The sequence below is a fragment of the Enterovibrio coralii genome (assembly GCF_001559595.1).
GTDB lineage: Bacteria > Pseudomonadota > Gammaproteobacteria > Enterobacterales > Vibrionaceae > Enterovibrio > Enterovibrio coralii.
Genome location: NZ_LNTY01000032.1, coordinates 1 through 24,114, shown reverse-complemented (window position 1 = coordinate 24,114; position 24,114 = coordinate 1). Strand labels below are relative to the sequence as shown.

At 44.3% G+C, this 24,114-nt stretch carries 38 protein-coding genes; 1 reads left to right on the top strand and 37 read right to left on the bottom strand.

Translation table 11 applies throughout. The annotated features are described in order from the left end of the window. Positions 1 to 284: 284 nt before the first annotated feature. The 11 genes from ATN88_RS29090 to ATN88_RS27150 all read right to left on the bottom strand — a co-directional run bounded on the left by ATN88_RS29090 (position 285) and on the right by ATN88_RS27150 (position 6,508). Positions 285 to 605: a GFA family protein gene (locus ATN88_RS29090; protein WP_456297733.1), complete on the bottom strand. Its 321-nt coding sequence runs from the start codon at positions 603 to 605 to the stop codon at positions 285 to 287. 20 nt (positions 606 to 625) lie between these two features. After that, entirely contained in the window at positions 626 to 1,027 is a 402-nt protein-coding gene (locus ATN88_RS10160) for an MAPEG family protein (RefSeq protein ID WP_067415048.1), read from the bottom strand. 59 nt (positions 1,028 to 1,086) lie between these two features. After that, the gene (locus ATN88_RS10155) at positions 1,087 to 1,611 is read right to left on the bottom strand and encodes a DinB family protein (protein WP_067415045.1); all 525 of its coding nucleotides are present in this window, start codon (positions 1,609 to 1,611) and stop codon (positions 1,087 to 1,089) included. A gap of 38 nt (positions 1,612 to 1,649) precedes the next feature. Next, positions 1,650 to 2,852: a serine hydrolase domain-containing protein gene (locus ATN88_RS10150; RefSeq protein ID WP_067415043.1), complete on the bottom strand. Its 1,203-nt coding sequence runs from the start codon at positions 2,850 to 2,852 to the stop codon at positions 1,650 to 1,652. A gap of 57 nt (positions 2,853 to 2,909) precedes the next feature. After that, positions 2,910 to 3,491: an NAD(P)H-dependent oxidoreductase gene (locus ATN88_RS10145; protein WP_067415040.1), complete on the bottom strand. Its 582-nt coding sequence runs from the start codon at positions 3,489 to 3,491 to the stop codon at positions 2,910 to 2,912. 69 nt (positions 3,492 to 3,560) lie between these two features. Then, a complete protein-coding gene (locus ATN88_RS10140) occupies positions 3,561 to 3,914 on the bottom strand; it encodes a DUF6404 family protein (RefSeq protein WP_067415038.1) in 354 nt (117 codons plus the stop codon). Between the two features lie 135 nt (positions 3,915 to 4,049). Next, entirely contained in the window at positions 4,050 to 4,709 is a 660-nt protein-coding gene (locus tag ATN88_RS10135; RefSeq protein WP_067415035.1) for a hypothetical protein, read from the bottom strand. 200 nt (positions 4,710 to 4,909) lie between these two features. Beyond that, entirely contained in the window at positions 4,910 to 5,383 is a 474-nt protein-coding gene (locus tag ATN88_RS10130) for a GNAT family N-acetyltransferase (protein WP_067415032.1), read from the bottom strand. 41 nt (positions 5,384 to 5,424) lie between these two features. Then, positions 5,425 to 5,895, bottom strand: coding sequence for a GNAT family N-acetyltransferase (locus ATN88_RS10125; protein WP_067415030.1), 471 nt, complete (start codon positions 5,893 to 5,895; stop codon positions 5,425 to 5,427). Positions 5,896 to 6,008: 113 nt separating this feature from the next. Next, on the bottom strand, positions 6,009 to 6,305 hold the full coding sequence (locus tag ATN88_RS27155) for a GNAT family N-acetyltransferase (RefSeq protein ID WP_232313063.1): 297 nt from the start codon (positions 6,303 to 6,305) through the stop codon (positions 6,009 to 6,011). Continuing rightward, complete coding sequence (locus tag ATN88_RS27150; protein ID WP_232313061.1) at positions 6,272 to 6,508, bottom strand: hypothetical protein; 237 nt, start codon at positions 6,506 to 6,508, stop codon at positions 6,272 to 6,274. The genes ATN88_RS27155 and ATN88_RS27150 overlap by 34 nt, the downstream gene beginning before the upstream one ends. Before the next feature lie 193 nt (positions 6,509 to 6,701). Here ATN88_RS27150 and ATN88_RS10115 point away from each other — a divergent pair, with 193 nt between their 5' ends. After that, positions 6,702 to 6,884: a hypothetical protein gene (locus tag ATN88_RS10115; protein ID WP_067415027.1), complete on the top strand. Its 183-nt coding sequence runs from the start codon at positions 6,702 to 6,704 to the stop codon at positions 6,882 to 6,884. Positions 6,885 to 6,923: 39 nt separating this feature from the next. Here ATN88_RS10115 and ATN88_RS10110 read toward each other — a convergent pair whose 3' ends face one another. The 26 genes from ATN88_RS10110 to ATN88_RS09980 form a co-directional block, all read right to left on the bottom strand. Beyond that, entirely contained in the window at positions 6,924 to 7,418 is a 495-nt protein-coding gene (locus tag ATN88_RS10110) for a GNAT family N-acetyltransferase (RefSeq protein WP_067415024.1), read from the bottom strand. Continuing rightward, a complete protein-coding gene (locus tag ATN88_RS10105) occupies positions 7,415 to 7,921 on the bottom strand; it encodes a DUF7000 family protein (RefSeq protein ID WP_198158364.1) in 507 nt (168 codons plus the stop codon). The genes ATN88_RS10110 and ATN88_RS10105 overlap by 4 nt, the downstream gene beginning before the upstream one ends. Before the next feature lie 15 nt (positions 7,922 to 7,936). Next, on the bottom strand, positions 7,937 to 8,314 hold the full coding sequence (locus ATN88_RS10100) for a hypothetical protein (protein ID WP_067415022.1): 378 nt from the start codon (positions 8,312 to 8,314) through the stop codon (positions 7,937 to 7,939). A 92-nt stretch (positions 8,315 to 8,406) separates the two neighbouring features. Further along, positions 8,407 to 9,183: a phosphotransferase gene (locus ATN88_RS10095; protein ID WP_067415019.1), complete on the bottom strand. Its 777-nt coding sequence runs from the start codon at positions 9,181 to 9,183 to the stop codon at positions 8,407 to 8,409. 131 nt (positions 9,184 to 9,314) lie between these two features. Further along, positions 9,315 to 9,770 (bottom strand): hypothetical protein, encoded by a 456-nt coding sequence (locus ATN88_RS10090; protein ID WP_067415016.1) that lies wholly within the window; start codon positions 9,768 to 9,770, stop codon positions 9,315 to 9,317. 103 nt (positions 9,771 to 9,873) lie between these two features. Next, positions 9,874 to 10,401, bottom strand: a complete 528-nt coding sequence (locus tag ATN88_RS10085) for a hypothetical protein (protein ID WP_067415013.1) — start codon at positions 10,399 to 10,401, stop codon at positions 9,874 to 9,876. 88 nt (positions 10,402 to 10,489) lie between these two features. After that, on the bottom strand, positions 10,490 to 10,885 hold the full coding sequence (locus tag ATN88_RS10080) for a cupin domain-containing protein (protein ID WP_067415010.1): 396 nt from the start codon (positions 10,883 to 10,885) through the stop codon (positions 10,490 to 10,492). Positions 10,886 to 10,931: 46 nt separating this feature from the next. Next, positions 10,932 to 11,276 carry an antibiotic biosynthesis monooxygenase family protein gene (locus ATN88_RS10075; protein WP_067415286.1) on the bottom strand — a complete coding sequence of 115 codons (345 nt, stop codon included), beginning with the start codon at positions 11,274 to 11,276 and terminating at the stop codon, positions 10,932 to 10,934. A gap of 214 nt (positions 11,277 to 11,490) precedes the next feature. Next, positions 11,491 to 12,030: a chloramphenicol phosphotransferase CPT family protein gene (locus ATN88_RS10070; RefSeq protein ID WP_067415007.1), complete on the bottom strand. Its 540-nt coding sequence runs from the start codon at positions 12,028 to 12,030 to the stop codon at positions 11,491 to 11,493. 99 nt (positions 12,031 to 12,129) lie between these two features. Next, positions 12,130 to 12,504 carry a VOC family protein gene (locus ATN88_RS10065; RefSeq protein ID WP_067415004.1) on the bottom strand — a complete coding sequence of 125 codons (375 nt, stop codon included), beginning with the start codon at positions 12,502 to 12,504 and terminating at the stop codon, positions 12,130 to 12,132. A 176-nt stretch (positions 12,505 to 12,680) separates the two neighbouring features. Then, positions 12,681 to 13,004 (bottom strand): DUF4144 family protein, encoded by a 324-nt coding sequence (locus ATN88_RS10060; protein ID WP_067415001.1) that lies wholly within the window; start codon positions 13,002 to 13,004, stop codon positions 12,681 to 12,683. Between the two features lie 127 nt (positions 13,005 to 13,131). Beyond that, entirely contained in the window at positions 13,132 to 13,533 is a 402-nt protein-coding gene (locus ATN88_RS10055; protein WP_067414996.1) for a VOC family protein, read from the bottom strand. Between the two features lie 90 nt (positions 13,534 to 13,623). Continuing rightward, positions 13,624 to 14,172, bottom strand: coding sequence for a GNAT family N-acetyltransferase (locus ATN88_RS10050; protein WP_067414993.1), 549 nt, complete (start codon positions 14,170 to 14,172; stop codon positions 13,624 to 13,626). A gap of 190 nt (positions 14,173 to 14,362) precedes the next feature. Continuing rightward, positions 14,363 to 14,995, bottom strand: coding sequence for a LysE family translocator (locus ATN88_RS10045; RefSeq protein WP_067414990.1), 633 nt, complete (start codon positions 14,993 to 14,995; stop codon positions 14,363 to 14,365). A gap of 60 nt (positions 14,996 to 15,055) precedes the next feature. Further along, entirely contained in the window at positions 15,056 to 15,421 is a 366-nt protein-coding gene (locus ATN88_RS10040) for a GFA family protein (protein WP_067414987.1), read from the bottom strand. A gap of 50 nt (positions 15,422 to 15,471) precedes the next feature. Continuing rightward, the gene (locus tag ATN88_RS10035) at positions 15,472 to 16,293 is read right to left on the bottom strand and encodes a hypothetical protein (protein WP_067414984.1); all 822 of its coding nucleotides are present in this window, start codon (positions 16,291 to 16,293) and stop codon (positions 15,472 to 15,474) included. A gap of 22 nt (positions 16,294 to 16,315) precedes the next feature. Continuing rightward, complete coding sequence (locus ATN88_RS10030) at positions 16,316 to 16,801, bottom strand: GNAT family N-acetyltransferase (RefSeq protein WP_067414979.1); 486 nt, start codon at positions 16,799 to 16,801, stop codon at positions 16,316 to 16,318. A gap of 157 nt (positions 16,802 to 16,958) precedes the next feature. Continuing rightward, complete coding sequence (locus tag ATN88_RS10025) at positions 16,959 to 17,558, bottom strand: glutathione S-transferase family protein (RefSeq protein ID WP_067414976.1); 600 nt, start codon at positions 17,556 to 17,558, stop codon at positions 16,959 to 16,961. 91 nt (positions 17,559 to 17,649) lie between these two features. Continuing rightward, positions 17,650 to 18,414 (bottom strand): alpha/beta fold hydrolase, encoded by a 765-nt coding sequence (locus tag ATN88_RS10020; RefSeq protein ID WP_067414973.1) that lies wholly within the window; start codon positions 18,412 to 18,414, stop codon positions 17,650 to 17,652. A 132-nt stretch (positions 18,415 to 18,546) separates the two neighbouring features. After that, entirely contained in the window at positions 18,547 to 18,930 is a 384-nt protein-coding gene (locus tag ATN88_RS10015; RefSeq protein ID WP_067414970.1) for a hypothetical protein, read from the bottom strand. A 234-nt stretch (positions 18,931 to 19,164) separates the two neighbouring features. Next, positions 19,165 to 19,728, bottom strand: a complete 564-nt coding sequence (locus ATN88_RS10010) for a pyridoxamine 5'-phosphate oxidase family protein (RefSeq protein ID WP_067414967.1) — start codon at positions 19,726 to 19,728, stop codon at positions 19,165 to 19,167. A 1,042-nt stretch (positions 19,729 to 20,770) separates the two neighbouring features. Next, a complete protein-coding gene (locus tag ATN88_RS10000; RefSeq protein ID WP_067414961.1) occupies positions 20,771 to 21,253 on the bottom strand; it encodes a GNAT family N-acetyltransferase in 483 nt (160 codons plus the stop codon). Between the two features lie 114 nt (positions 21,254 to 21,367). Continuing rightward, positions 21,368 to 21,943, bottom strand: coding sequence for a class I SAM-dependent methyltransferase (locus ATN88_RS09995; RefSeq protein WP_067414958.1), 576 nt, complete (start codon positions 21,941 to 21,943; stop codon positions 21,368 to 21,370). Positions 21,944 to 22,096: 153 nt separating this feature from the next. Next, a complete protein-coding gene (locus ATN88_RS09990) occupies positions 22,097 to 22,339 on the bottom strand; it encodes a hypothetical protein (RefSeq protein WP_067414955.1) in 243 nt (80 codons plus the stop codon). A 202-nt stretch (positions 22,340 to 22,541) separates the two neighbouring features. Continuing rightward, the gene (locus ATN88_RS09985) at positions 22,542 to 23,024 is read right to left on the bottom strand and encodes a GNAT family N-acetyltransferase (protein WP_067414952.1); all 483 of its coding nucleotides are present in this window, start codon (positions 23,022 to 23,024) and stop codon (positions 22,542 to 22,544) included. A gap of 131 nt (positions 23,025 to 23,155) precedes the next feature. Next, positions 23,156 to 24,114: hypothetical protein (locus ATN88_RS09980; protein WP_067414949.1), on the bottom strand; the 959-nt coding region annotated here is incomplete at its 5' end.

Genomic DNA, 24,114 nt, shown 5'->3' with positions numbered 1-24,114 from the left:
CGATCAGCTTTGTATTCCGGTTAAGGTGTCGCGAAGAGGATCGTTGCTAAAGAGCAGAATTTACGCGGTAGGTTGACGTCAAACAGCAAGTCAAAAAATAAACTGCGTATCTAAACAATAGTAAATTGCAGCAAATTCAAACAAGTTTACGCAAATCGACGACGTTCTTACGCTTGTCGACTCGCACTGTTTCTGTATGGAATGAAAGGCTAGCTAAAGAGATGCGCCGTCGATCTTAACGATAGGAAGTGTTGATATGTCGATGTCATCAATGCAGCGAAGGTTTATTGCCCAGCCTCGAAGGGTTGAATGCCTCTTTCTTGTTCTTCCTTCGTAGGAAGACTAGGACGACGAAATCCCAAAATGCCGCAGTTAGGGCAAAAGTAATCTTTCGCAGTTTTAGAGCCCCATTGATAGAGCGTGAGGCCATCAAGCGGTGTGTTTAACGTTAGTGCATCATTGGGCACACGAAAGTTCATCGTCCCCCTTTTTGAGCATATCGAGCAGTTGCAAACGCGCGCATGGTCGATATTCGCCACAACGCTGAACGTCAAAAAGCCACAATGGCAGCGTCCTTGGTAGGTTTTATCTTTCGCTCGAATCATCTCACTTGCCGAATGACGGCTCACCAAGCAGAGTAGCCAATAACAAACATTGCCAGCAGCGCAATCAAGCTCACTGTAAAGGAGACGCTCCTCAGTATGCTGAAGCTGAAGTAGTAAAACAGCATATGGAATAAGCGGGCAAAGAAATACACCAACGCGGCAGTATTTAAGCTTGTTGCGTTCGCCGAAGATAGCATGGCGAACACCGCGAGCATCAGAAATATACTGGCTGTTTCGTTGCTGTTTAAAAATGCACGACTGGCACGAAAGAAGAAATCATCGTAATCCGCATCAACGGGAAAACCCGGTTGATGTTTGCGCCTTAAGCCAACCACATCTGCAATCAATAGCTGGATAAAAAACAATAGTCCTGTAAAACCGATGACGAAAATCGTCACTTTATAAACATCAAATGTGTTCATTACTGCCCTTCCCTGGTCTAAAAGCAATGCGTTACATGATGAATGGCGTCGGTAAATCATTATTGGCGAATTAAGCCAATCAAATCCGTGAAGTAATCGTTGTCACCACTTTGGCTTAACAAGGTGGTGAACTGCCCGCGGTGATGCGTTTGGTGATTAAAGAAATGCAGTAACACGCTCCCTAGCGGTTCAGAGAACGTCTTGCCTGCTGTATTCTGGTATTCCAAATTTTGTTCAAATTCAGTCTCTTCAATCCCTTCGACCCATTTTATGATTAATACATCTAAGAGTTTGCGAGAGTCCGCCAACTCTCTGAGATTTTTACATAAATGGACAGTATTTGATGTTGTAGAAGGAAAGGCAGATAGCGAACTTGCAAGATCAACAGAGCTCGCTACTGACGTGAACCGGCCAAGCCAGAGAAGATCGCCTGTATAAATATGGCTTAGTGTGTGAAAAGCGCTGCCAAAGAAAGCCCCTTTGTCGTCATACACATCGCTTTCCGTCATCTCAAACGCTTTTTGGTACAAGGCGTCATTCATCCACTGGTTGTACTTAGCCATGAGCACAAACTGCGTTTTCATCGTTGCTTCCTTACTCGATTAATCATTCCCACAACGCCCTAACTAGCTTTGGGTTCATATTTCACGTTATCTACGCCAATGGCAGGCAGCACATAATCAGCAATGAGTTCAAACGGGTAATCCTCATCTTGACTGAGGTACGCCCCCGACGTCATCGCAAACACCAGGTTGTAATCAGGCAAGACAAACATTTCCTGACCGCCAGTTCCCCGCATGCCTGCTATCTTGATCGGTTCACCTCTTAGCGTGAGTTTTGGGAACCACCAATTGTGACCATACTCAATGCTTTTGTTTTCCCAAAACCGTCCTGCTGGTTTGAGGCTTTCCTTTGCCCATTGCTCAGAGAAAATACGCGTGCCGTTCCACTCGCCTTCGTTGAGATAAAGCTGGCCGAGTTTGGCCAGATCGCGGGTACGAAGATAGAGGCCAGAAGAGCCCAGATGGTCCCCGGTCGCTTCATGGGTAAACCAGTCGTAATTCGAGATGCCCAACGGCGAGAACAAGCGTTTATCAGCGTATTCACGCAAATCCATTCCCGTGACTTTCTCAACCACACCGCCCAACAAAACACTCATTCCACCTTGGTATTCAAATACCTCGCCGGGTGGATGAATCACATCTTTGCTGAACACATAGTGGTAAGGGTCTGGTGATACCCACATATTGAACGCATCACTGCTTGCTGCACGCCACTCTTGCCAATCTAGACCGCTGTTAAAGTTCAGCGCATTTTCAATCGTCACCGCTGCTTTCTTGGATGCGTTAGGAATATCATTCTGGTCAAAAAAGCCATAGATAGGCTCATCCGTACCAGACAGTAAAGACTCTTCTATCAGACTTCCTATCAAGGTCGCCGTGACCGTTTTCGAAATGGAGCGCATCTGGTGCTGTGTATCAGCGGTAGGCGGATAATGAACAGGCACTGGCAAGCCGTCTTCGTCACTCATCACAAGGTAATATTGCTCAAACACCAGATTGCCGTCACGCACGATGACCAGTGACTGTACTTTCTTGGTTTTCCTGACCGTTACCTGATTGTGTAGCTCCACCAGCGTAATGGGGTCAAACCCTTCCGCTTCGGGTTTTACCACGTTCCAGTCTTGCTGCGCTGAATGCTGCGTCCAAGCAAAACTCTCTAAGTCAGGCTCGGGAAGATAGAACGCAAATCGAATAACAAACACACTCAAGCCAACCAAAAACAGCGCAATGACGCCATTTTTAATCCAAAGCCTTTTTCGCATTGAGCACGCTCTCCAAAAAATCTAACGTGTTGTTTACACTGCTGACAACTTGCTCTATTAGAACGTTGTTTTAATCTTTTCGACAAATTGTTTAGCACGTTCTTTTGACACGTCCTCACTTTTATACAGCGACAACATCGTGAAGCGGCAATTCTTCGTGCATGCGCCGAGCAACGCGATACGAAGTATGCGTTTGACGGGCTGCCAAAGCACAAACTTGTCCACCCACCAAGGCGAGCCCAACATTGTCACGACTTTCACTTCCTTTAAGTTGTGAAGACGAGGTTTGATGGCACCCAAATCATCGGCATGGTCGTAAGCATGGCCGGGGGCCCATACTCGATCGAACCAACCTTTCAGGATTGCCGGAAATCCAAACCACCATGTAGGGAAGATAAGCACTAAAGACTCTGCATTTTTCAGTTGCTCAATGTCTGATGCAACGCTGGATACATCAAACGTTTCCTTGTAGTAGCTCTCGCGTTCTTGAAGGTTCAATACGGGATCAAAGCATTGTTTATAAAGGTCTAACACTTCAACGTCATAGCCTTTAGAAGTAAGGTGTTTAATGGTTTCATCACCAAGGTAATGACAAAGACTTGAGGTTTGCGGATGTGCTAAAACGACCAGACATTTCACTTTCGTTTCCCCTTTGGTTTGAACGTTCTCAAACTGCCATTACTGAGAAGCTAAGGTTACTTTTGGCCTTTATTTTCCGAGCTCGTTCCACGTTGAAAGCCCTAAACGCTTGCGACGAAGCCGATAGAAACTCGCGTTGAGTAAACCGAAGAGCGCGCCCCCCATTACCATCAAAGTCAGGCATTCAACAAACGTTTTTCCTGCGGGCTCCCAGAGCATAAACCACATCAATGCGCCCCATATAACGCCGAATGAGGAGCCAGAAGAAACAAGGTTGCACCAGAAACTCTGATAATGGGGAGGAGGAAGGCGAAAACCAAATCGCATTAACGTTTTTGCATATTTAAGGTTAACGTCGCTAATGTTATTCCCTTTAGCGTTGAGCTCTTTTAGGGCAAGCTCGAGCTTTTTGTCATAATCCATATGCCAAATTCACCTCTCCCAAATTAGTACGTACTCAAAGTATCCATGTTGGGAAGGGGCAACGGGAGAGCAATAAAGAACTCTTATGTCTTGCATTGCGGTTTTGCGAGACACGTCGTTGCACTCCCTGTGCGTCTATTCTTCGCTGGTTGGAAGAAAAACTCTCAAGGATATTCCAACCCACGATGCGCCATCACGTCCTGTGCCGCTACCATCCCATTTTTCGATGAAGTCCCAAGACGTATCATCAACAGCAAGGTGAGAATCAAACCATTCAGCGTTAGCAGTATTGAGGATGTAATGAAGAGAGCCATTTACGGCGATAACAGAAATAAGATAACAGCCTTCGGGTGTTGACCGTTCGCCGTTTAATAGACTCACAGGCACGCTTATGTCATTCAGCAATTCAAATTCAACGGGAAAAACGGTTTCTAAATAGCCTTTCGTTTGTTCATCCCGAATAATCACTTCGGCTTGTAAGCCGAATTGCGTCATCACATGTACCATCGCGGCCAACGAATTGTACCCGGAGTGTTCGATATAGTCGGGGTACTCACCCGGCGTAATGATACCTGTCAGTTTGTATATCTGTTTACCGAAACCACTCAAATCACCAGACGCGTAGAACAACGGAACATCTTCTCCACAAAATTCCTTGTGATCACCATTGTAGCGTTTAACAGTGACGGCTGATTCGATCGGCAAACGATTCAAAACGGTAAGCATCGCAGCAAGACAAAAAGGGCCGCAATATAGACTGCCATCAGGCTGTTTTAAATCAGGGAAAACCCGCATCTGAATACTCCACGTTCACCTTGCAATGCCAATCAACACTTTACGTACTTCGTAATAGAGATAAAAAGAAAGCACATAAAGGTGAGTTTTAAGTCGCAGAGTCAATAGAGGTTTTTCAAGCATCTCACAACAGGGGTTACCCGTTGCGATTCAACCACGCTTTAACGTTATCGCCCATTGGTTTCGTCATGCTTCTAACGTTAATCCTTTACGTTAAGTTTCATCTCTAGAATGTTTGAACGAAACCCCAGCTTTTCATAGGCTCTCACTGCGGGCGCGTTGTCACTATAAACAGACAAATAAAAATCGGACACTGACTTGGACTGACTCCATACCATCAGATGTTCTATCACCTTTTTATTTAACCCCTGCCCACGATAGCTGTCCTCGACAACCATGAAGTCTAAATAGCAATGAAGATCATGGGAGAGTGCTGGTTTCGAGGTTTTTATTTGCGCCAAGCCACTACCAATAATGACTCCTTTATCTTCAACAACCAGCAAGCAGGCACTTTCATCCTCAATCAATGCTTCGAAGTCATAATACTTAACGTCACTCGGTTTCATGGTTTCGTTAAGTGCACGTTCCGCCTGAATGAGGATTTGCTCCAGTTCAAGCAGCCGAGGTATATCGCGGGTTGTTGCCTCACGCATCACAAATGCTTCGCTGCTCATTTCGCACTCCTATGCTGGTGTTTGTGGTGGTTATTTGATGATTACACCTTTACGTTACGGGCAATCAGTAAAACTTCGTCGGCAGAGTAAAGGTTAGTGATTGTCGCTTCCACTTCCGCACCTAACGCGCTTTTGTAAAGCTCTTGAGCAAAGTTATCGGCTCGTGTTGTCACCATCACATGCTTGATTACGGCGTCTCTTTCGGCCAATTGCTGCTTCACTAGTGGTAATGATTCAACAACCAATCGGCGGCCGATGCCTTGGCCGTGAAAATCAGGGGAAACGGCAAGCTGCTCGAGTTCAAGCACTGCTTCAGGACGAAAACCGCTTTTCTGGTTCCAGATGATGTAGCCAACCACTTTGCCATCCAATTCGGCCACATATATTTGAAAACGTGGGAAGGCATTGAAGTTACATTGAATCCACTCCTGAGAGTGTCCTTGTCTGACGAAAGCGGCTTTGTGAACCAGTGCGGTAGCAGGAATATCTTCTTCGCGGATCAAACGGATCATTGTTGCAAACTCTTGGATTAAAACACCCGAGCATCATAGCGATAAACGGCGGTCGAATCCCGAGATAAGCACCGTTTATGCTATAGTGCCCCGTTATTTTTTGGCATATCCAGCTAAAGCTGTTTTTCCATCAGAACATCAATGATTGTCACTCCTTCAAAGACCTCTGAGACTGAACCTTTTCCGAAAGCAAACCCTTGCTTTTGGTAGAAACCTGCAGCGTTTTCATTGCTGTCTAGCACATACAATGACAACACTTTTGCGCCTTGTGATTTCGCTGACGCTTCAATTTCTTCCATCAACAAACGGCCTAACCCCGAGCCATAATGTCGAGGGCAAAGATAGAGTTTATTGAGCGCGATTGTCTGATTGTCGTTCACTTCTTTTTCAAAAGAAGCAAACCCCAGCACTTGGCCTTTTGCTCGGCAACAAGGACATGCTCTTTGCGGTTTTCTATGATGTGTTGCCACTCTTTCACTCGACGTGCCAAGGTGAACTTATCGATATAAGCCGCAGGCATCAGCCCATCAAAGGCGGCGTTCCAAGATCTAACGTGAATGGATGCAATGTCTTGCACATCTTTTATGTTTGCTTTTCTTACAACGGCTTGCATGTCGTCCTTGCTTCTAGATTTCTTCCTGAAAAATGAGCCACTGAACAGAAACGAGGCGAAGACACCCTAGTCGCTTTCTCTCCTCAGTGTTCATTTTTATTTCGTTAAACTTACGTTTCATTTTTAACGGGTGCGTAACGCGACCAAACGATTTACGTTGAGTAGCACGTAAACCACAACGGAGCGGGATGCTATGAAAGTTCTAATTCAATACACACAAGCAGGCAAATACAAAGACCAAGCGTGGGATGCATTCACAATGAGAGCCAAAGGTGAAATCCAAGCGGTCACACCGTCATATGCGGCACAACTCATTGAACAGAACAAAGCTAGCCTCGTGAAAACCGAAGACGAGCAGATCATTTTCCATCGTTAACGGTTGAAGTGAGCCCTGCAATGGGCTCATTTTCTTGTGCTATCTCACTTCAGTATCGAGCCATTTATACATCACATAGCTGTCAACATACCCAAAACGCGCGTGTTTATAAGCATTTGGAATGGTGTCAATGATACTAAATCCTAGCGTTTCCCATAACTTCACCGCTGCTTCATTGGTGGATACGACACTGTTGAATTGCATCGCTTTGTATCCCAGCTCTAACGCAACTGTCTGTGAGTGTTTGCAAAGCTTTCTTGCGATGCCTTGACCTCTTGCCTTCTCCGACACCATATAACCGCAGTTACAAAGATGGCGACTTGGTCCCGAAGCATTCGGTTTGATGTAATAAGACGCCAATACATCTCCGCTTTCCACGAACACAAACGTTTTGTCTGGAAGCGTACACCACAATTGATAGCCTTCCTCTAACGTCATATTAGGGTCGAACGCATAGGTTTCCTGTGCTTGGATAATGTGGAAAAACGTTGGCCAGAATGCTTCGAAATCTGCTTTGGTCATCTCGCGTATCATGCTTTATCACTCCTTGAAGAAGACTCTATCGCCTGCCAGACACGCAGTTGCCATTCCATAAACTGCGATTTGATCTGCTCAGTCAGTGCGTCCAAATCATCAAAGTCTGGTTTTTCTATCATCACTATCTCGGCAATAGCATATTCAGGCATGTGACTGCTGCTTATCCATTTCGCCCCTTGCAGTTTTTGCCAGTAGTCACGCTGCACCGGTTTCGTCTGCCCAAGCAGCCAAAGTTCAAAGCCCAATGTTTGGTGATTGAATACCACTGCCAGCTTGAGTTTGTGGCGTTTTAGGTCAGGCGTCGTGAGGTAAAAGTACGTGAAATCCATGTAGCCTTGGAATACATTGCCAATAGCAAAGTCATCCCCAAACGCTTTAGTGAATGCAGTCTTGAGGCTTTGTACATATTTGATGAGAAAGGCGTAGGTATGTTGAAGGCTCCCATCCCTTAGCAAAGACTGATAGTGCGAGACCAATTCACTGCCACTTGGTTTGCTCATCTCTCCCCTCTTACTTCACAACATGAAAGACGCGAAAAACATCATAAGGCTGACGCTACCAAATACTATCCACGAACGATGTTTGCCTTTGGAGCCAAACAGCGCGACAAAAAAGTGAATAGCAAAGGTTATGGCAATGATTTGCGCGAGTAGAGTACGACTAAGCTCAGGTTGTGCGAGGGCAATAGCGACCGCGGCTAGCCCTAACCATGCAACGGACGTAAGGTGCCACGCAAATCGGAGTGTGCGCTTGGTAAAGTCATCTGAACCAAATAGCTTGGGAAGGTTATCGCGTCTAAAAAGCCTGATAAGTATGTAGCGTTCTCCCAAGTAGGAATGCGCTAACGCGACGAGAAACAAAAGGAGGGCTGAACCATATAAAAACCACGCCATTCCCCCCTCCTTTGTTCTATTTCCGGTTGTCACATCATGGCGGTTTAATCAGCAAGCCACCGGTGCTAAGAGTTCTATCCTTTAAACTGCTGTCATTTCATTAAACCATTGGTAATGAAATGCGCGTTGGTTTGAAGGTATTCAATGTCTGCCACGTACGCAAGGTGATGACCATCGGCAATGTTGGCAATAAACGCCGCATTGCCTTTGTTCGCCTCAGCATGCATAAAATCGACAAGAAACTGCACCCGCTCAATCACGGTAGCAACGAGCTTTTCACGCTCTGAATTTGATAAACCATAGCCATCGCAAAACAACTTGGCTCTTTCCGTTTGCGCCGTCAAATCTCCCAACGCATCGTATTCATTGGTCTTGAACGGTGCCCAGCAGTAAACCGCATACGCAATATCCCAAAGGCGCGGTGCTGGATGCACCAAATCAAAGTCAAAGAGACCAATGGTTTGATTGCCTTCTAGCGTAACGTTGTACGGTGCGTAGTCACCATGACACATCACTTCCGCCGGCTCTCTTTTGGAAAACATCCACGCCATCTCATGAAACGCTGGATGGGCAAGAAATGACGCAGACGCGTCGTGGTATTCGCGTAGCAATTTACTGGCGGAAATCAGTGCCTCATCTGATGCAATCTGGTCTTTTAACGGGTAGTTATAAACGTCACCTTTCACGTAAGAAAGGATTTCGTTTCCGTTATCATCAAAGCCAAAAGACTTAGGTGCGCGGTCAAAACCCTCATTAACCAAATGTGCCAATAACTGGTGAACAGAATGGGACCAAGCCCCGGCCGGTCGATAGACTTTGTCTTCTGAGCGGAAAATCGCGCCTTCGCGCCCGCCCTGTAATACTTCCATTAAGCTTCCTTGAATGTGGAGAATGTATAATGATTAAACGTTGTCTTAATAAGATTTCTGATTGTTTTTGATTTAACCGCCATTCAATTAGCGTTCATTTCGTTCATTAATCGATGAAACGCAACAACGCTCTACTCCATGAACGCATCAGAAGAAATGTTAATTGAATGAACTCGATAGCCTTCAGGGGTTTTTCGTAAGACGATTCTGACCAACCCAGGTCCTTTTTCAAACAATGCCTCAACCTTGAAAATAGCCGATTCTTTTGTGTCCCCATCAATGCTTGTATGAGTACTTGTTTTTAACAATTCGGGCTCGTTAAAAGCTTTTAGTTCGCCAAGCGTTGAGAGGTAAGTAACGATTTTTTTCCCTCGCTCGCTTTGCATTGCCACACGAGCTTCTTCCGTAAACAATGGCTCATAGAGCTCAGGCTCCCAGGTTGTAAGAATTGGCAGGCTTTCTTTAATAAATGGTGTCGCGTTAATTCTTGCATCATCCAACGACGCTTCTGTCCAGAGCACTAAAAAGACAGCAATAAGAGTCAAGATACCCAGAACTGCCCCTACCACTTTCAATGCTTTGCCCATATCTCATACCTATACACTGTAAGGTCATCAGATTGACAGTAATGTATCCCCTATCTTTAGCATGTTTTAATTCAGAAACGCGGCAGCTATCTTTACGTAGCGATCATTGGATAAACTTGCACTCATAGTCTGCCCGAACAGAAGAAAATGAGATGGAGTAGCGGAGATCTTTGCGTAAGTAAGGATTGATGATGTAACCGCCAGCCTTAATGTCTTTACCGACTTTAGCCCGATAGTCGAAGGTTCCCCCTTCTTCATCCCACGGCAAAATATACAGAGATAAGTTGTCCCCCAGTGTTTTTGGCAAAGCAAGAAAATATGACTCAATGTCACCAAGCTTACGCGACCCATTTTTGGTTAAAAATAGGTAGTTTTTGTCGACCTTTGTCGTCGTCACCCTTACTTGAATAAACTCATCGTTGTTGGCATCCGATAAGTCGAGAGAAATGACGGGGCCGTATTCTGTGTCGCGATATTCCTTGAGAATTTCGAGGTCGCATTGAATAGGACGAAGCCCCTCTTCGCTATTGCCAATAGGGATTCGGATAAACTTACCGCCAGGGACATCCACTTCCTTTGCTAAGGAATATAGGGGCGATACCAGCAATAGCAGGAACAGTAATACCTTCATTAAATGCCGCCTCCCTCTTACCGTCCGCAAAGGTCTCTACATCTAAGAAAACTCATGCCCAACGAAGTAGAAACTGCCTCGATATACCTTAGTCGTCTAGCGGAAAATCTACCCGATGATCCGTTGGCTGCGGTGTTATCGTCATCACTTTCACGCCTTTTGGGCTTTCAAATCGGTGCCATACACCTTTGGGAACCACCAGCAGTTGTCCAGCTGAAAGAAGCTTCGGCTGCTCTTCGCCATCAATAAGCAAAACTAGGGTTGTTTCCCCGCCTAACACCTGCACCAACTCGTCTCCGTGAGAATGCCGTTCCCACTCACTGTATCCGTCATAGTGACCAATATAGACGCCACCATTTGAAAACTCAGAGAGCATGGCAAAAGCATCTTTTGCTTCTTCATCGGTTGTTTCAGGTGTTCGGCCGCTTAAGAATGAGAGCGTTGAGAATGCCTCATCCAGTTTGATTGGCGTTGCTTTTGGCATAGGTTACTTCCTTGTTGATGGCCGAGTGATGACGTTCGAGTCGGTTTTAACCATTCGCTTCAATGCTGTCTTGCGGTGCCTCGGTGCGATGATCCATCCCGTAGTCGCGGATCACACCCGCCACTCTTAAACGATAATCTTGAAATACACCATTTCGCCCTTTGTATTGCGCATAGCGATGGGCTTCTAGCTTGCGCCATTCCTGAATCGCGGCTTCATCTCGCCAAAAAGAGAGCGACAGGATTTTGCCTTCTGTCGTCAGGCTTTGGAAACGTTCTATTGAGATAAACCCGTCTATCTCAGACAGCAACGGCCTAATTTCATTTGCAATATCTAAGTACGCGTCTGTCTTACCTTGCTCAATCTGTACTTCAAAAATGACTGCGATCATTTGCTCACCCAACTGCGTAATAAAAACGCTTTGTATTTTAAAGTGTAAGGTGAATAGAACCATGACGAATGGCAAGAAAGAGACTTATCGAATTTTTAAATTTTTCCCAATAAATCAGAGAGTAAGAGCACGTATCACAGCAGCAGATGACGGTCAAACAAGCAAGGAGCCATCTACGATTTTGTCTGTGTGTTTGGATTAAAAAAGTAGAGGCCTATGCCTCTACCTCTTCACCACTTCGCAATTTTTCAAACAACTGCGCTGCCGCTTCTTTTGGTGAAATATCGCTGGTATCAACGACCAAATCATACTTCATGTGTTGGTGTACCAAAGGGAACTCCCACTCCGCCAAACCAATGGCTCGGTCGCCACGCGCAAGTTCGCGAGCAACACACACATCTAAGCGACACTGCACTTTCACACGCTGAACGTTGAAACCTTTAAGTACGCTTTCCAGCGCATCAATTTCCTCTTCGTTGATCCAGGCATTATCGATAATGACCCTACAGCCAGACTCCAGAAGCCCTTTCACGCAGCGATGATAGCCTTCCGTCAACTGCCCGTAATTGTAACCATCACGCGTAATTTCCTCCCCTTTCATCATATGTTTTAAATCAGAGGGCGGTAATGCATATAACACGCTATCAATACTGAAGTTTAGGAACTGCGTAGGAAGCAACTCTTGCAGCTCTTTGGCTAAGCTTGTTTTGCCAGAACTGCCCGTGCCATTCAGTAAAATCACGTCTGGGTACATCGATAAGATCCTTCCAAAGACAAATGCGCAAACGTTCGCGAGTAAGGCGAACAACATAATTCGATCTAGTGACTTTTAGCCTTGCTGTTTCAGAAACTGTTATGCCTTTACACGCCAAGGTGGGTTCTTTCTGTTTTCTCCCGCCCAATACAGTTTGATCTCGTTACCGGAAGGGTCACAGAGCATCGCTTCTCGCCAAAGATAGGGCTGATCTTTGGGTTCTTGAACAAACTCAATGCCCTTTTGCTTTAAGTCTTCTACCCAAGCATCAAGATCTTCATGCTCAAAGTAGATAACACTGTTGTTTTGAGAGTCAGGCTTGCCAAGATACAGAGAAAATGTCGCATCGCCTTCTGGGCATTCAAAGCGAGAATAATGGTCTTCAGCGACGATGATTGTGAAGCCAAGTGTTTTATAAAACGCGACGGACTCTTCCATGTTTTTCACGGTTAACGTGACTTGATTTAAGTTCATTTCACATCCTTTGATATTCGATTTCTAACCAACGAGCAGCCAAGAAAAAGCCGCAAAAAGTCCTTCCTTTGCGACCAAGAAACAGGAACCCAATGTCGAATTCAAATAAGCGGCAGGAAATTAGGGCGCACAGCACGATTCACAAAAAGAAAATGCCCAGAAATGTTATCGCGCTGTTAATTTTGATTTGATAGAGAATGGATAGCGTCACTGACTGACAAGAAATGGATTTTGGTGAGGCAAACTTCCGCTTTTGAAAACTCGTGAGCTTGAATTAGCAGAGTTACCTCGTCAGACGTGAAAACACAGGAAGTCGCCTCGAAAGCAAGTTCGCCACCTTTCGCCCTTTGCACCGAAAAGCGTCGACCTTGGCTGTCTATGAGATAGTCGTCATCACTCCAAATTAACGCTTCAAATTCGGCTTCGAGTTGCGACTGAGAAGCCAAATACATCAGCTCATCGTCACCCTCTAGTTTAAATATACACGGCCATTGAATCATCAGGCGTTCACTCTCGGTAGTCAGATGGTATGTGTTGCTCCGCCTTAAATACACTGACGGAGCATTCGATAGAAAAATGCTCCGTCAGTATACGGTTATTCCCCGCCAAATGTGACGATGGAAATGATCAGTTACCTTGCCAAATCAGCTCTAAACGCAGCCCTGATGGTTCATTAAACATCATATGCTTGCGTGGGCCGCCTGAAAGCAACTCTGGCGCAAATTCGATGGAACATTTGGGATGATCAGCAATTTTTCGATACAGCGCATCAAGCTTGCTTTCTGACTCTACCTGAATCGCAAGGTGATGAAGACCTACGTTCTTTTTACGGTCAAACGCCGCCCCGTTTAAACTTTTGTCCACTTGCCAAAGCGTGAGACGAAGCTTTCCGTCTGATACCGCCGTTCTTGGGTAAGACGCGTCATAGCCCGACTCTTGCCAGCCAAGCACATCAACGAAGAACGATTTGCTTGCCTCTAAATCATCAACAGATAAGCCAAGATGGTTTAAACCTATGGTTTCTGACATAAAACTCTCCTTGTTTGTTAGCGCATATAATTGTGTTTTTCTTTTCTGATAAAGCAAAAGCGGCAATCCCAGTGACGCTTTAAAAGCAAGCTATCGGTTTAACTGCCGCCATTCAGATTGCGTGATTTTATAAAGCACATGCTCGCTTTGAGGATGTGATGGCTCGATATTCGGGTGAGCAAAGTTTTGGTCAGTGTCTCTTAAGCCAATTCGATGCATCACCGCCCTAGAGCGGGTATTTTCAACTGTGGTAAAAGAAACAACGTGTGAAAGACTCAGCTCTTCAAACGCAAACCTCAGCACGTCCTTTGCTGCCTCTGTCGCGTATCCCTTCCCCCAATGTTCCTTCGATAAACGCCAGCCAATCTCAATACAGGGAGAAAATGGCATCGCCGAAGGCGCTTCGTGCAAACCAACGAAACCGATAAACTTGTGCTGCCCGGCAACCTCTATCGCCCACAAACCCCAACCCCTTTCACGGATGAGCGATTGGATCTTTCTTGCCATCTCATGGCTTTCTTCCGCAGAGAGAGGTTTAGGGAAATGCGCCATAACATCTTCATCACTGCACATTTCTGCAAAAGGATGAAAGTCTTCCTCTGTCCATTGTCGGAGTATCAGCCTTTTTGTTTTCAGCATCGTTCAGGGTCTCTCACAAGAGCGACTATCAGGGTGGTTAGCTTCTTTCCCGGTGTATGCTTGATAAACCGCGTGCTCGATTGCCCATATCAAATAGCCGCACGTTGGAAAAACGAATGGTAGGCGACTTTGTGTCTGAGTACGGCAAGACAGAACTAGTTCAGCATAAACTTATGAATTTATGGCGTTACTATGTGTTTTCATTAAATTTTGAGAACAGTAAGCTAAAACCGCCAAACGCAAACACGAAGGATAAAAAGGCTTCAAGCTTGCGTTGAAATCCGATATAGAACTGACGCACTTTTGTTGTGGAGAACAGATAAACCAGCGCATAGAAACAGAGGAGTGATTGAAGCGAAATCGCCAGAATCACTTTCGCGATCTCAAACGAACTTGTCCCCGCAGGAATAGCTATCGCATATAAAGAGCCGAAGAATAGAATGACTTTGGGGTTCGTAAGTTGAATAAGCACACCCTTTCGATAGGTTGTAACCAAATCAGCGTGCGGTGTTTGTTCGAACTGTATGCTGTTTTTGCTCAATGCTGATTTCGCGGACTTGTAAGCTAAAAATAACAGGTAACAGGCACCTAATATTTTCAGTACCTCAAATAGCCACGTATTCGCAACCATAATGGCACCGAATCCAAAGGCCGCCAGACTCGACCAGACAATGCCGCCTGTCCCCACTCCACTAGCCTGCACAATGCCATGCAAACGCCCTTGGCTCATCGACGTAGCAACGATCGACAACGTTGCTGGCCCAGGGCTCATCAACGACACAAAAGCAGTAAACAAAATGATTGGATAGTTGACCTCTTCCATAACAATCACCCGCTTCTAAGTTTGGGCGCGCAGTTATTTCAGCCCCTGCCCAAAGGTTGGCTAATCAAGAATGCCAGAAAGCCAATCCACTTTTGACTCACCAAAGATATTTACTGCTGGAGCCAAAGTGTCTCTCGATTTCAACGTGCCGAAATAAACCATATTTAGACCAGAGTATTTAGAATTACGGTTGTATATCGGTGTACCACATTTGCCACAAAAGTACTTTTCAGCACTTTCTGTCGCGCTATATAAAGAAAGCTCACCGGATATCAGTCTAAAGTCAGATTCCACAACCACCGCATAGGTTGAAAAAGGGGTTCCATTCATCCCTCTGCAAAGCCCGCAGTGGCAATTCACGACATTCTTTATGTCGCCACTTACTTCAAAACTCACCGATTGGCAGTTACAACTTCCCGTTGTCATGTTTTCTCCGCCTTGAGTATCGGCTCATGTGCAAAGCACAAAAGCAGCTTTTAGTGCTTACTTGTTTCAACCTCTGTTTTTCCAGCCGGCGCACGTGACCCCAATTTCGGTATTTGAATGAGCCTTAGATAACGACCTGATACAGCATGAATGATCAATGCAGCCAGTGAGGCAATGACAAAAGCCGCGCTGATACCGAATGATTTTAACGTAGTGGCAAGAAGCAGAAAAAATACGGCATAACTAAAAATGCCGGACACAAAAGCACGAGTGAGGCTAATAACCGCATTTACGCCAAAAAACCGATGCGTGAAAACCGCAAGGACTGATGATGCAATTGGGAACGGTGCTAAAAGACCGCTAAGGTTTGGCCCAAGAAGTTGAGCGGATGATGTGATAACAAGTACAAGCACCGCTACCGCTAACATACGCAATAGAATTTCCCACTTGGGTGGTGAGGTAATGGGTTGGTTAGTATCAAACTGAGGAAAGCACTTCAAAGCAACATACAGTGCCACTATAACGATAGTGAATGAAACCGCTGGAGATAGAGCCAGTTCGCTCAGCAAAGCTATCAATGCAAACGTGATCAGCCAGCTTAAAAAGAGCGTGACAACACAATTAAAATATCTCGCCATATGCGCATAGCTTAGACAGAACCCTGTAAGCAACAGTATTCCCAATATCGCTGAACTGGCCGCACTTTCCCCAAACGCTACACCGTTTTCTATCGTTAAAATTAAAACTATCGGACCCGCAATAATAGGCAAAGCCGCGATCCACCCCGCAACGCCACTCCCCCAACGCCTTCCAGCGAGAGAGGCCAAGCCAACAAAAAGAGGGGCCAGCGTGAGTTTAAGAAGAAGAATCATATTAATGCAGCCCTAAAGCCTGTTAGCAGGTTATTGCCCAACGAAAGTAAGGTCGCTGAGCATCCATTCGTTCAATCTCTGCACCTAGCCTTTTGTAGAAGGCATGTGCTTTTATGTTGTGTGGACTTGCCGTCCATGCAATGAATGAAGCATTGGCCGTCTCAGCCTCCACTTTCAACGCATTCATCAGCTCAAAACCACCACCTTTTGATCGATGCTCAGGAACGACGAGAAGATCGTCTAGCCAAATGGATGGCTCTCCAGTGAAAGAGGAGTAGCGAAAATGGTATAGCGCGAAGCCTTGTACCTCACTTTCGCGTTCTAACACCAATGCATGCGCAAAAGGCAAATCACCGAATAATGTGCGTTCAATCTTCTCGACAGAGGTGGAGAGTTCCCCGCTAAATCCTTTCATACTGCGGTCAAATTCAGCCTTTTGCTCAAGGAATGCGAACAAGGTTTTTGCGTCTTGCTTGGTGGCTTTTCTTACGAACACTGCGTTCTCCATAACTCTTAACACTGCGCACCTTCGAACCGAAAACGAATTGAATAAAAAAGCTTGGTCGCATTTCGTTGAATACAAAATGCGCCAAGCTATTTGTGACAAGAAGGTTTAACGTGAGGCGAGATTCAGCCGCTGTTACATCTTGTCTGTTCTTGGTAAGTTACCCCTGCATACCGATGTAACCTTTCTTCGCAGCGATTGCCGCTATCCAGCGTTGAATGTTGGGGTAATTTGAAAGGTTAAATCCGCCCTCGTCAGCCACGTGGGTGTACGCGTATAACGCGATGTCCGCTATGGTCGGTTGCTCACCAACGAGAAAAGCCGACGTAGACAGTTGTTGTTCCATCAAAGCTAGTGCTTTATTGCCGCCAGCCTGGAGCGATTGGTATTCCTCTACCCTGCTCTCTGGCATACCTTGGTACTTTTGGATAAACCGAGCCACAGCGATATAAGGTTCATGGGAATATTGTTCGAAGAATAGCCATTCATAGACTTTGGCTTTTTGGTAAACGTCTAGCGGCAGAAAGTCTGTACCTTCTGCAAAGTAACCCAAGATAGCGTTTGATTCGCTCAGGGTACGACCATCATCAAGCATTACGGCCGGTATTTTTCCATTGGGATTGATGGCAAGAAACTCAGAGGTCTTGGTTTCGTTTTCGAGGATGTTGACGTGAATCCATTGGTGTTCGATACCAAGGAATGACAGGATGAGTTTTACCTTTAAGCAGTTACCCGACTGCATATCTCCGTATACGACCATTTACTCTCCTTGTGTTGTTTCTGTTCTCTCGTGCAGGCTAGTCCTCGTCGACTGCACTTGGTATTCATTAATAACAAAAATGTAAACAAACCTACGATTCAGTCACGAATTTTTCCAGCATACTCGCAAAAAAGACTGGGCATTCCAGCATTGGGTAATGCCCTGATTCTTTACATTCAACAATCACAAGATCTTTGTACCATTGCGAAAATAACTTTTTGATTGTTTCCCGCTGAAATGCAGGGATGTCATGCTTACCGACGATTACGCGAACGGGTGAGGAGCATCCTAAAAGCTGGCTAGAAAAATCCGTGTTTAAAAACATCTCCAAATACCCCGCTCTGGCCTTTGGCGTTGACGCTTTGGTTGCCAGCATCAATTTGGCATCTAGCCATGAGGAGTTATATCTTTTACCCGTTCTTAGATTGATGAGGTGACGAATTTTTGAATGTTCAAAAACACTAGTTCGAAGCTCGTCTGCATCTGTTTCACTTATTTGGATACCCGATGCTGGAACAGGAGTGACCAAGATTAGTTTTTTAAGTAAAAGAGGATTATCAACCAGAATTTTTTGAGCCACTAGGGCTGACATTGAATGCCCTACAAGGTTGACGCTGTGAATTCCAAGTTTATCTATTAATCGTTGAACATCTTCTGATGCTTCTTCACAAGTATATTCACCTGATAATTCTTTTGAATCGCCATAACCTCTTAAATCAACAAAGATCCACGTAAACTTTTGAGTATCTAGATAAGTTATCACTGGCTCATAGTTCGAATGGTCGCCCAACCACTCATGTAAAACGACTACATATTCCGGCCCAGAACCAATAGTTGAATAGCTGAGAATTGACATATTTCAGTTTCTCTCCTGTCTGATAGCGAAATGGCAACGGACCTTACCAAACTACCAAAACCTGCTAATCCTTCTTATTCTCAATACGTTGAAAGCTCAGGTAGTGATAAGCCAGGCATTGTAAGTCCGTTGCTACGCACTTTTAAGCTCGTTGAAATTTCTGTTTTGGATATCAGATGGAGATAACACGTCGTTTGAATCCGCAAAGAAGACTTGTCGGGCACCTGCTCCTAATACGGCCTCACGAAATGCCTTAATTTCTACATTTGTGTAGCCGCCGTCATAAGTTTCGAGCAGTTGAACGATCGCTATCGGTGAAAGGGAAAGCCATGATTTAGGCATAACTTCGGTAAAGGCTTCTTTAAAGCAGGATTCTATCGCAAAGAAATCCCCCATCAACGTGCGTGGGTGCGACAAGGCAGTACAAAATTTCTTTGCGCTATTCCCACTCTCCACCTGAGAAACATGCACCTCACCTTTCTGGATACGAAAATAGATGTGACTCTTTTTAAACACCGTTCCTCCTTGAACGACATATTAGGATTGTGTAATTCGCATTGCTCTATACCAAGATCCTGTTAACACAAACTTTGGGAATGTATAAAACTGCTCAAGCAAAACTCGTATTACGCTACCACACACCTAGCCCATTGTGCTGTAAACACAAAAGCTGATTCACACATAAAATGCCAAGCGTTTTAAATCTGCCTAAATTTATCGTTATGCCAGCGGTGATGAAAACGATTTTGTTTACTCTACGTCCAAGCCAGACCTTTTCGCAATTTCAGTTTCAAAGCCATCGAGACTCTTTTGGTTCTTTTTGAGCCAGTACTTCTCAATGCCCTCTTTACCTTGTTTGGTTGACCAGTTAGCTAAGTCATCGCGATCACCTTCATAGCTAAAGTAAGGCACTGACATGCCACAGGAAGACTGAACCAAATCAACATCTAGAACAAAGATTTGTCTGGCGGCAACACTTTTCGGAAATAGCGGAGCAAACGTATCCCACCTTTCGTCTTTCGCGTGTAAAACGGTTGCTTGACCATATGCACGTAGGATGAGCGGAGAACCCTCAAATGCACAAAACATCACTGTCATTCTTGGATTTTGAATGACATGTGATGCTGACTCATTGCCACTTCCAGTGAGGTTCAACCACGCTATTTGCTTTGAGTTGATAACCCGCAGTGAGTCTCCGCCTTTAGGTGATAAATTTACGCTGCCATTCTCTACCGCTGTCGCGACAAAGTAGATTTTTTGCTTTTCGATAAACTCGATGTGTTTATCGGATAACTCCGAAAATTGCTTACCCAAAACGATTAACCTCCATGTTCATTATCGATAACGTTAACAAAATGCGCGTTTACTCGCCCTAACTGATTAAAGTGTCTAAATCACTGCATTTCTAGGAAAGTTGCGCCGCGAGTAAATGTACCGGTGATTTGATTATTAGCTTGCTATATCAAGGGAATCCAAGAAGTGACATCTTTAGATCTGTGACCTTGATAATTCGACTCACTCTTGAGTGCTTTATACGAATTAGATAAATCATATATGGCAGGAAAAGAGAACAACGAGGCTATCCATAAGCCTATACTCGCCATACCAAAGTACACATTTCCCAATAACGATAAAAGACTCATTGCCAAAACAATCCAGTTAAGTACAACGTGATACCGTTTGAACCTAACAAAAGCTGGCCAATCATATATGAACCAGTCTGTTGAGAAACTGCCACATTGTTTGCAAACGCCGGAAGCAGGAAGCTCTGGTGTTGGAGAATTGCAATTTGGACAACGAGCTTTAACCATTCGTTTTAGCCTCATTAGGTTACTGCGCGCTCATATCAATTAGCGCATCCAACTTCTTGTTCTCCTTGGTTGATCTAAACAAAAACAAGAGATCCAAAATAAGCAACGGCAATAAAACGATCAAAAAGCCAGCAACGCCATAGCTCGGTATGACAAAAGGTAGCATTGTGCAAAGAAGAAGGGGGAAGCCCCAAGCATAGATAATGGGTCTGGTCTTTATATGAACCTCCGTCCCCGTCTCGGTTTCGGATACCCAAACTTCCTTGGATATAGAGTATTTGAGCTGGGCGGAAGCTACACTTTTGTGAAAATATAAGTTGAGAGTCTAGTGCCACGGCGAAGTACTTCAAGATACTTAGTTCTACTGACATGGTGGCGATAAATGCCTTGAAGTCTCTCCATGACCTCATCAACGCTCTTTGAGGTATAAATGATTCGATTTGGCCGAAATAAGCTCAGCATTCTTCACCTTTGTAATGTGACGCCCAGCTAAGCTATGAGCGGCGCAATCACTCTATTTCACCCATTGTGGGAACACGTCCGCCTTAAACGCTCTGTTGTGTGGCTGCTCGCCACACCATTATCGTTGTTTCTACGTCATGGTGTTGAGCTTGGTGTAACGCTTTGAAACCACGATTTAAATACAGTGGAGTATTGAAGCTCTCACACTGTAAATATAAATCCTGCACACCCAAATCCATTGCCAATTCTTTAGCTTTCTTAAGTAACTGACTTGCCACTCCCTGCCCTCGATTAGCAGGGTTTGTAAACACACCGCCGATCCAATTTTCATATTCAGGGTAGTTTTTATTTTCGCGAAACTTAAGTTCCAGAACGCCTACTAATTCACCGTCCAAACACGCGACAAGAGCCAATGGTATCTGGTCACGATTTTTAGATTTCTCGATGACTTTTTCCAACACCATTTCTTCAGTGATATTTGGGGCAATATGCGCCCACTCATCAAAGTACCATTTAGCTATTCTAGGTGCGTAATCGGGATGATCAGCTAGCAGTGAAATTTCCATATATCCTCTGTGTCAAATAACTTCACTATAAAGGGCATTTACTAGACCAAACTGTTTGAAACGCCTGAATTTCAGTGTTTCGATGAAAAATGCGCCACGAGTAAACCTCGCTTGTTAGATGACTTTTCTCGCGATGATATGACTAGCCAAACTTGCTACACCTGACATGGTTGATGTTTCAACTAATCTTGACGTTTTAATATCAAAATCCACAAGCAAAGTTTCAAGTTCCCTCTTTTCGCTATGCCACATCGAAACACCAGCCCCCGACACAAAACGACGACTGTGTTCGGAACAAAACTCCGCTAAGTAAATAACACCATTAGGCTTGAGTACTCGTCTCAACTCTCGAAGCACTTTTTCACGAGTGTTTTGTTCAGGTATGCATGTAAACACAGCACACGTCACTATCGAATCAAATTCATTATCGGAGAAAGGTAGAACGTCACTAGACAAATAGCGCAAATCAAGTAGAGGATATTCACTCAATCCTCTACTTATCATTTCTTTGGAGGAATCAACGCCAATTACATTGCTGTAACCGAGTTCGACAATTTGATGTGTAACACGACCATAGCCGCAGCCAAAATCCAGTACTTTAGCCCCAACTGGAACGGACGCTAAAAAATCACTAACGGAAATTTCTAGGTTAAAGTCAACTAAGGCTGCTACAGCATCCCATTCACTCAAGGTTTACTACCTCAATGATATAACGTTCGAATAACAGGCTTGTACCAGCCCAAACTAATTGGAGTGTCTTAATCACAGCGTTTCTATGAAAAATGTGCCACGAGTAAACGCTCGTCGTGCATTCGCTTGTTAGGTCGTTATCAAGCGGGTGACTCATTGAAACTCCGAACCATGATTTTCCTTCGTCGCTTTGCCACAAATAGCACAAACTATGTACCTATCTGTTAACTCAAGAGAAGCGCCTCCGGGTATAGAAGTAGAAGAGCTGCTAAAGAAGCCATCTAGAAATGCTTTGAACTGCTCTTTTTTAGACTTACCGTACTTCGATGGCTTCTGTTTCATGACTTCTTTATGTTCGGTGTCGCTCCCACATACTTCGCAAAACCTTTTGCTCATACTACCTCCTGAAGTTAATGCACATAGAGAACAGCGAATTCATGATAGATAATTAACGTTATGATGAGATTCAATTTAGAGCTAACGTCCGCCTAAGGGGCTGGTGACGCATTAACCCGGCACTTAAACACAACGGCCTTTACCACTGTGGCCCATTGGGACTGGAAACGCTGGTAGTTGACAGTGCCTCTTGAAGAATTTGTTAGGCAAAAGATGCCCGTTTTAGCGACCATTTTTCCAATTTTTCATTGTCGCTATCGACAACAAAACCAATGAAAATAAAGTTGTTGGCTCGCACAACGTTCAACGAAGCGATGTTAGTCGGTGAAATCAAGGCAACAACACGTTCAATTGAACTTGCATTAAAAGCTAAACGACATAGCTGATTGACGGCTAACTTCGCAAATCCTCGACCCTGTTTATGTGGTGAAACGTTGTATCCAATTTCCACCTCACCATCTTGTGGTTCATCTTTGAAGCCACAAAAACCGACGACATTTTTGTCCACCGATATCATGTAGGGCAAAGACCAGAAGGAAGATTTTGAGCTTTGAAGTTGCTCATAAGATCGAATCAGAACATGTTTTGGTGGCACAGAGCCTTCACAAAACGTCAATTCTGAGTCAATACCACCATGTTCGAGTAAGCATTTAAGTCGGCGTTGATTTAACTGTTGTAGTTCCACTTTCGACCCTGTGCCTAACGCCTGCCATAATACGCCACAACGCATTACAATGATGTTGATAGACCACCGAAAACACTAAAACCGATTCAGACCTAAAATGCCGAGCGTTAGTGGTCGTATTGATGGCTTTGTTAGGCTTGTTCTTCGACGATATCTTGACCTTTAAACAAGGTAACATTTTCACCAGATATCAATATAAAGTCATAATCTTGCTCCATAAAGATATTTGAGCTTCCTTTTATTGTAGCTTTAGGAGCAATAAAATTTAGATCATCGTCAATATGATAAGAGTAAGATTTTAGTCCTTTATCATATAGCCCATCTAAGCACTGAGGGTAGTTTTTATACTTCTCCGTATTATATTTACAATCTAATACTTTAATAAAAGCTTTTTCTGCGTCTGATATGATGTCAATTTTATTATTTAAGTTCGGGATATTAAATTCAATTTCATCCAAGTCATACTGTTTTACCATTGTTTCTTCACAGTCAAAGAAGAAAATCATCAATTCATCAGATAAACGTGCATTACCAGAAAATTGCATCTCATTTGATAAAATTTTCGTTCTATTTTTATGCCCATTTTTAAATAGGCGCGTAAAGCTATCATTACTTTTTGATATACCTACGTAATAGAGGTAAAAGGTTGATATCGCTTTAGCATCAAAATCTCCTTGGATTGTGATGACCTCTTTACTGTGATCCCATAACAATTTATCGGTTGTAGCCCAATATGTCGGCTCTTCTGCTGACACATCAACTGACGCTGGATAAATACGTATGTGCTGCTGCCCTGCCTCAAGACGCATGTCATCTTCAACTAAGAACTCAGATAGATCTACAGATAAGTTTTCATACTTCAGATCGCCACAAACAAGCGTGAAATTAAATGATGCCGAGTCAACGTCATAAGTATAGCTCTCAAAATACAATTGCTGCCTCTGAGCAAGCATATATAAATGACTATCTGTAAGTTGCTTTCTTACTTCTTGATTGTTTTCCCATAAATGATCTGCGAATCTATTTGAGATAGGAGGATAAATTAATTTAATTGCATTTAGTGATACTTTCATTTTTTCTCCCAAAAGCC

Coding starts and splice junctions, on each gene's coding strand:
- ATN88_RS29090 (WP_456297733.1), bottom strand. CDS start 605: ATGATTCGAGCGAAAGATAAAACCTACCAAGGACGCTGCCATTGTGGC.
- ATN88_RS10160 (WP_067415048.1), bottom strand. CDS start 1,027: ATGAACACATTTGATGTTTATAAAGTGACGATTTTCGTCATCGGTTTT.
- ATN88_RS10155 (WP_067415045.1), bottom strand. CDS start 1,611: ATGAAAACGCAGTTTGTGCTCATGGCTAAGTACAACCAGTGGATGAAT.
- ATN88_RS10150 (WP_067415043.1), bottom strand. CDS start 2,852: ATGCGAAAAAGGCTTTGGATTAAAAATGGCGTCATTGCGCTGTTTTTG.
- ATN88_RS10140 (WP_067415038.1), bottom strand. CDS start 3,914: ATGGATTATGACAAAAAGCTCGAGCTTGCCCTAAAAGAGCTCAACGCT.
- ATN88_RS10135 (WP_067415035.1), bottom strand. CDS start 4,709: ATGCGGGTTTTCCCTGATTTAAAACAGCCTGATGGCAGTCTATATTGC.
- ATN88_RS10130 (WP_067415032.1), bottom strand. CDS start 5,383: ATGAGCAGCGAAGCATTTGTGATGCGTGAGGCAACAACCCGCGATATA.
- ATN88_RS10125 (WP_067415030.1), bottom strand. CDS start 5,895: ATGATCCGTTTGATCCGCGAAGAAGATATTCCTGCTACCGCACTGGTT.
- ATN88_RS27150 (WP_232313061.1), bottom strand. CDS start 6,508: ATGCAAGCCGTTGTAAGAAAAGCAAACATAAAAGATGTGCAAGACATT.
- ATN88_RS10115 (WP_067415027.1), top strand. CDS start 6,702: ATGAAAGTTCTAATTCAATACACACAAGCAGGCAAATACAAAGACCAA.
- ATN88_RS10110 (WP_067415024.1), bottom strand. CDS start 7,418: ATGATACGCGAGATGACCAAAGCAGATTTCGAAGCATTCTGGCCAACG.
- ATN88_RS10105 (WP_198158364.1), bottom strand. CDS start 7,921: ATGAGCAAACCAAGTGGCAGTGAATTGGTCTCGCACTATCAGTCTTTG.
- ATN88_RS10100 (WP_067415022.1), bottom strand. CDS start 8,314: ATGGCGTGGTTTTTATATGGTTCAGCCCTCCTTTTGTTTCTCGTCGCG.
- ATN88_RS10095 (WP_067415019.1), bottom strand. CDS start 9,183: ATGGAAGTATTACAGGGCGGGCGCGAAGGCGCGATTTTCCGCTCAGAA.
- ATN88_RS10090 (WP_067415016.1), bottom strand. CDS start 9,770: ATGGGCAAAGCATTGAAAGTGGTAGGGGCAGTTCTGGGTATCTTGACT.
- ATN88_RS10085 (WP_067415013.1), bottom strand. CDS start 10,401: ATGAAGGTATTACTGTTCCTGCTATTGCTGGTATCGCCCCTATATTCC.
- ATN88_RS10080 (WP_067415010.1), bottom strand. CDS start 10,885: ATGCCAAAAGCAACGCCAATCAAACTGGATGAGGCATTCTCAACGCTC.
- ATN88_RS10075 (WP_067415286.1), bottom strand. CDS start 11,276: ATGATCGCAGTCATTTTTGAAGTACAGATTGAGCAAGGTAAGACAGAC.
- ATN88_RS10070 (WP_067415007.1), bottom strand. CDS start 12,030: ATGTACCCAGACGTGATTTTACTGAATGGCACGGGCAGTTCTGGCAAA.
- ATN88_RS10065 (WP_067415004.1), bottom strand. CDS start 12,504: ATGAACTTAAATCAAGTCACGTTAACCGTGAAAAACATGGAAGAGTCC.
- ATN88_RS10060 (WP_067415001.1), bottom strand. CDS start 13,004: ATGATTCAATGGCCGTGTATATTTAAACTAGAGGGTGACGATGAGCTG.
- ATN88_RS10055 (WP_067414996.1), bottom strand. CDS start 13,533: ATGTCAGAAACCATAGGTTTAAACCATCTTGGCTTATCTGTTGATGAT.
- ATN88_RS10050 (WP_067414993.1), bottom strand. CDS start 14,172: ATGCTGAAAACAAAAAGGCTGATACTCCGACAATGGACAGAGGAAGAC.
- ATN88_RS10045 (WP_067414990.1), bottom strand. CDS start 14,995: ATGGAAGAGGTCAACTATCCAATCATTTTGTTTACTGCTTTTGTGTCG.
- ATN88_RS10040 (WP_067414987.1), bottom strand. CDS start 15,421: ATGACAACGGGAAGTTGTAACTGCCAATCGGTGAGTTTTGAAGTAAGT.
- ATN88_RS10035 (WP_067414984.1), bottom strand. CDS start 16,293: ATGATTCTTCTTCTTAAACTCACGCTGGCCCCTCTTTTTGTTGGCTTG.
- ATN88_RS10030 (WP_067414979.1), bottom strand. CDS start 16,801: ATGGAGAACGCAGTGTTCGTAAGAAAAGCCACCAAGCAAGACGCAAAA.
- ATN88_RS10025 (WP_067414976.1), bottom strand. CDS start 17,558: ATGGTCGTATACGGAGATATGCAGTCGGGTAACTGCTTAAAGGTAAAA.
- ATN88_RS10020 (WP_067414973.1), bottom strand. CDS start 18,414: ATGTCAATTCTCAGCTATTCAACTATTGGTTCTGGGCCGGAATATGTA.
- ATN88_RS10000 (WP_067414961.1), bottom strand. CDS start 21,253: ATGGAAATTTCACTGCTAGCTGATCATCCCGATTACGCACCTAGAATA.
- ATN88_RS09990 (WP_067414955.1), bottom strand. CDS start 22,339: ATGAGCAAAAGGTTTTGCGAAGTATGTGGGAGCGACACCGAACATAAA.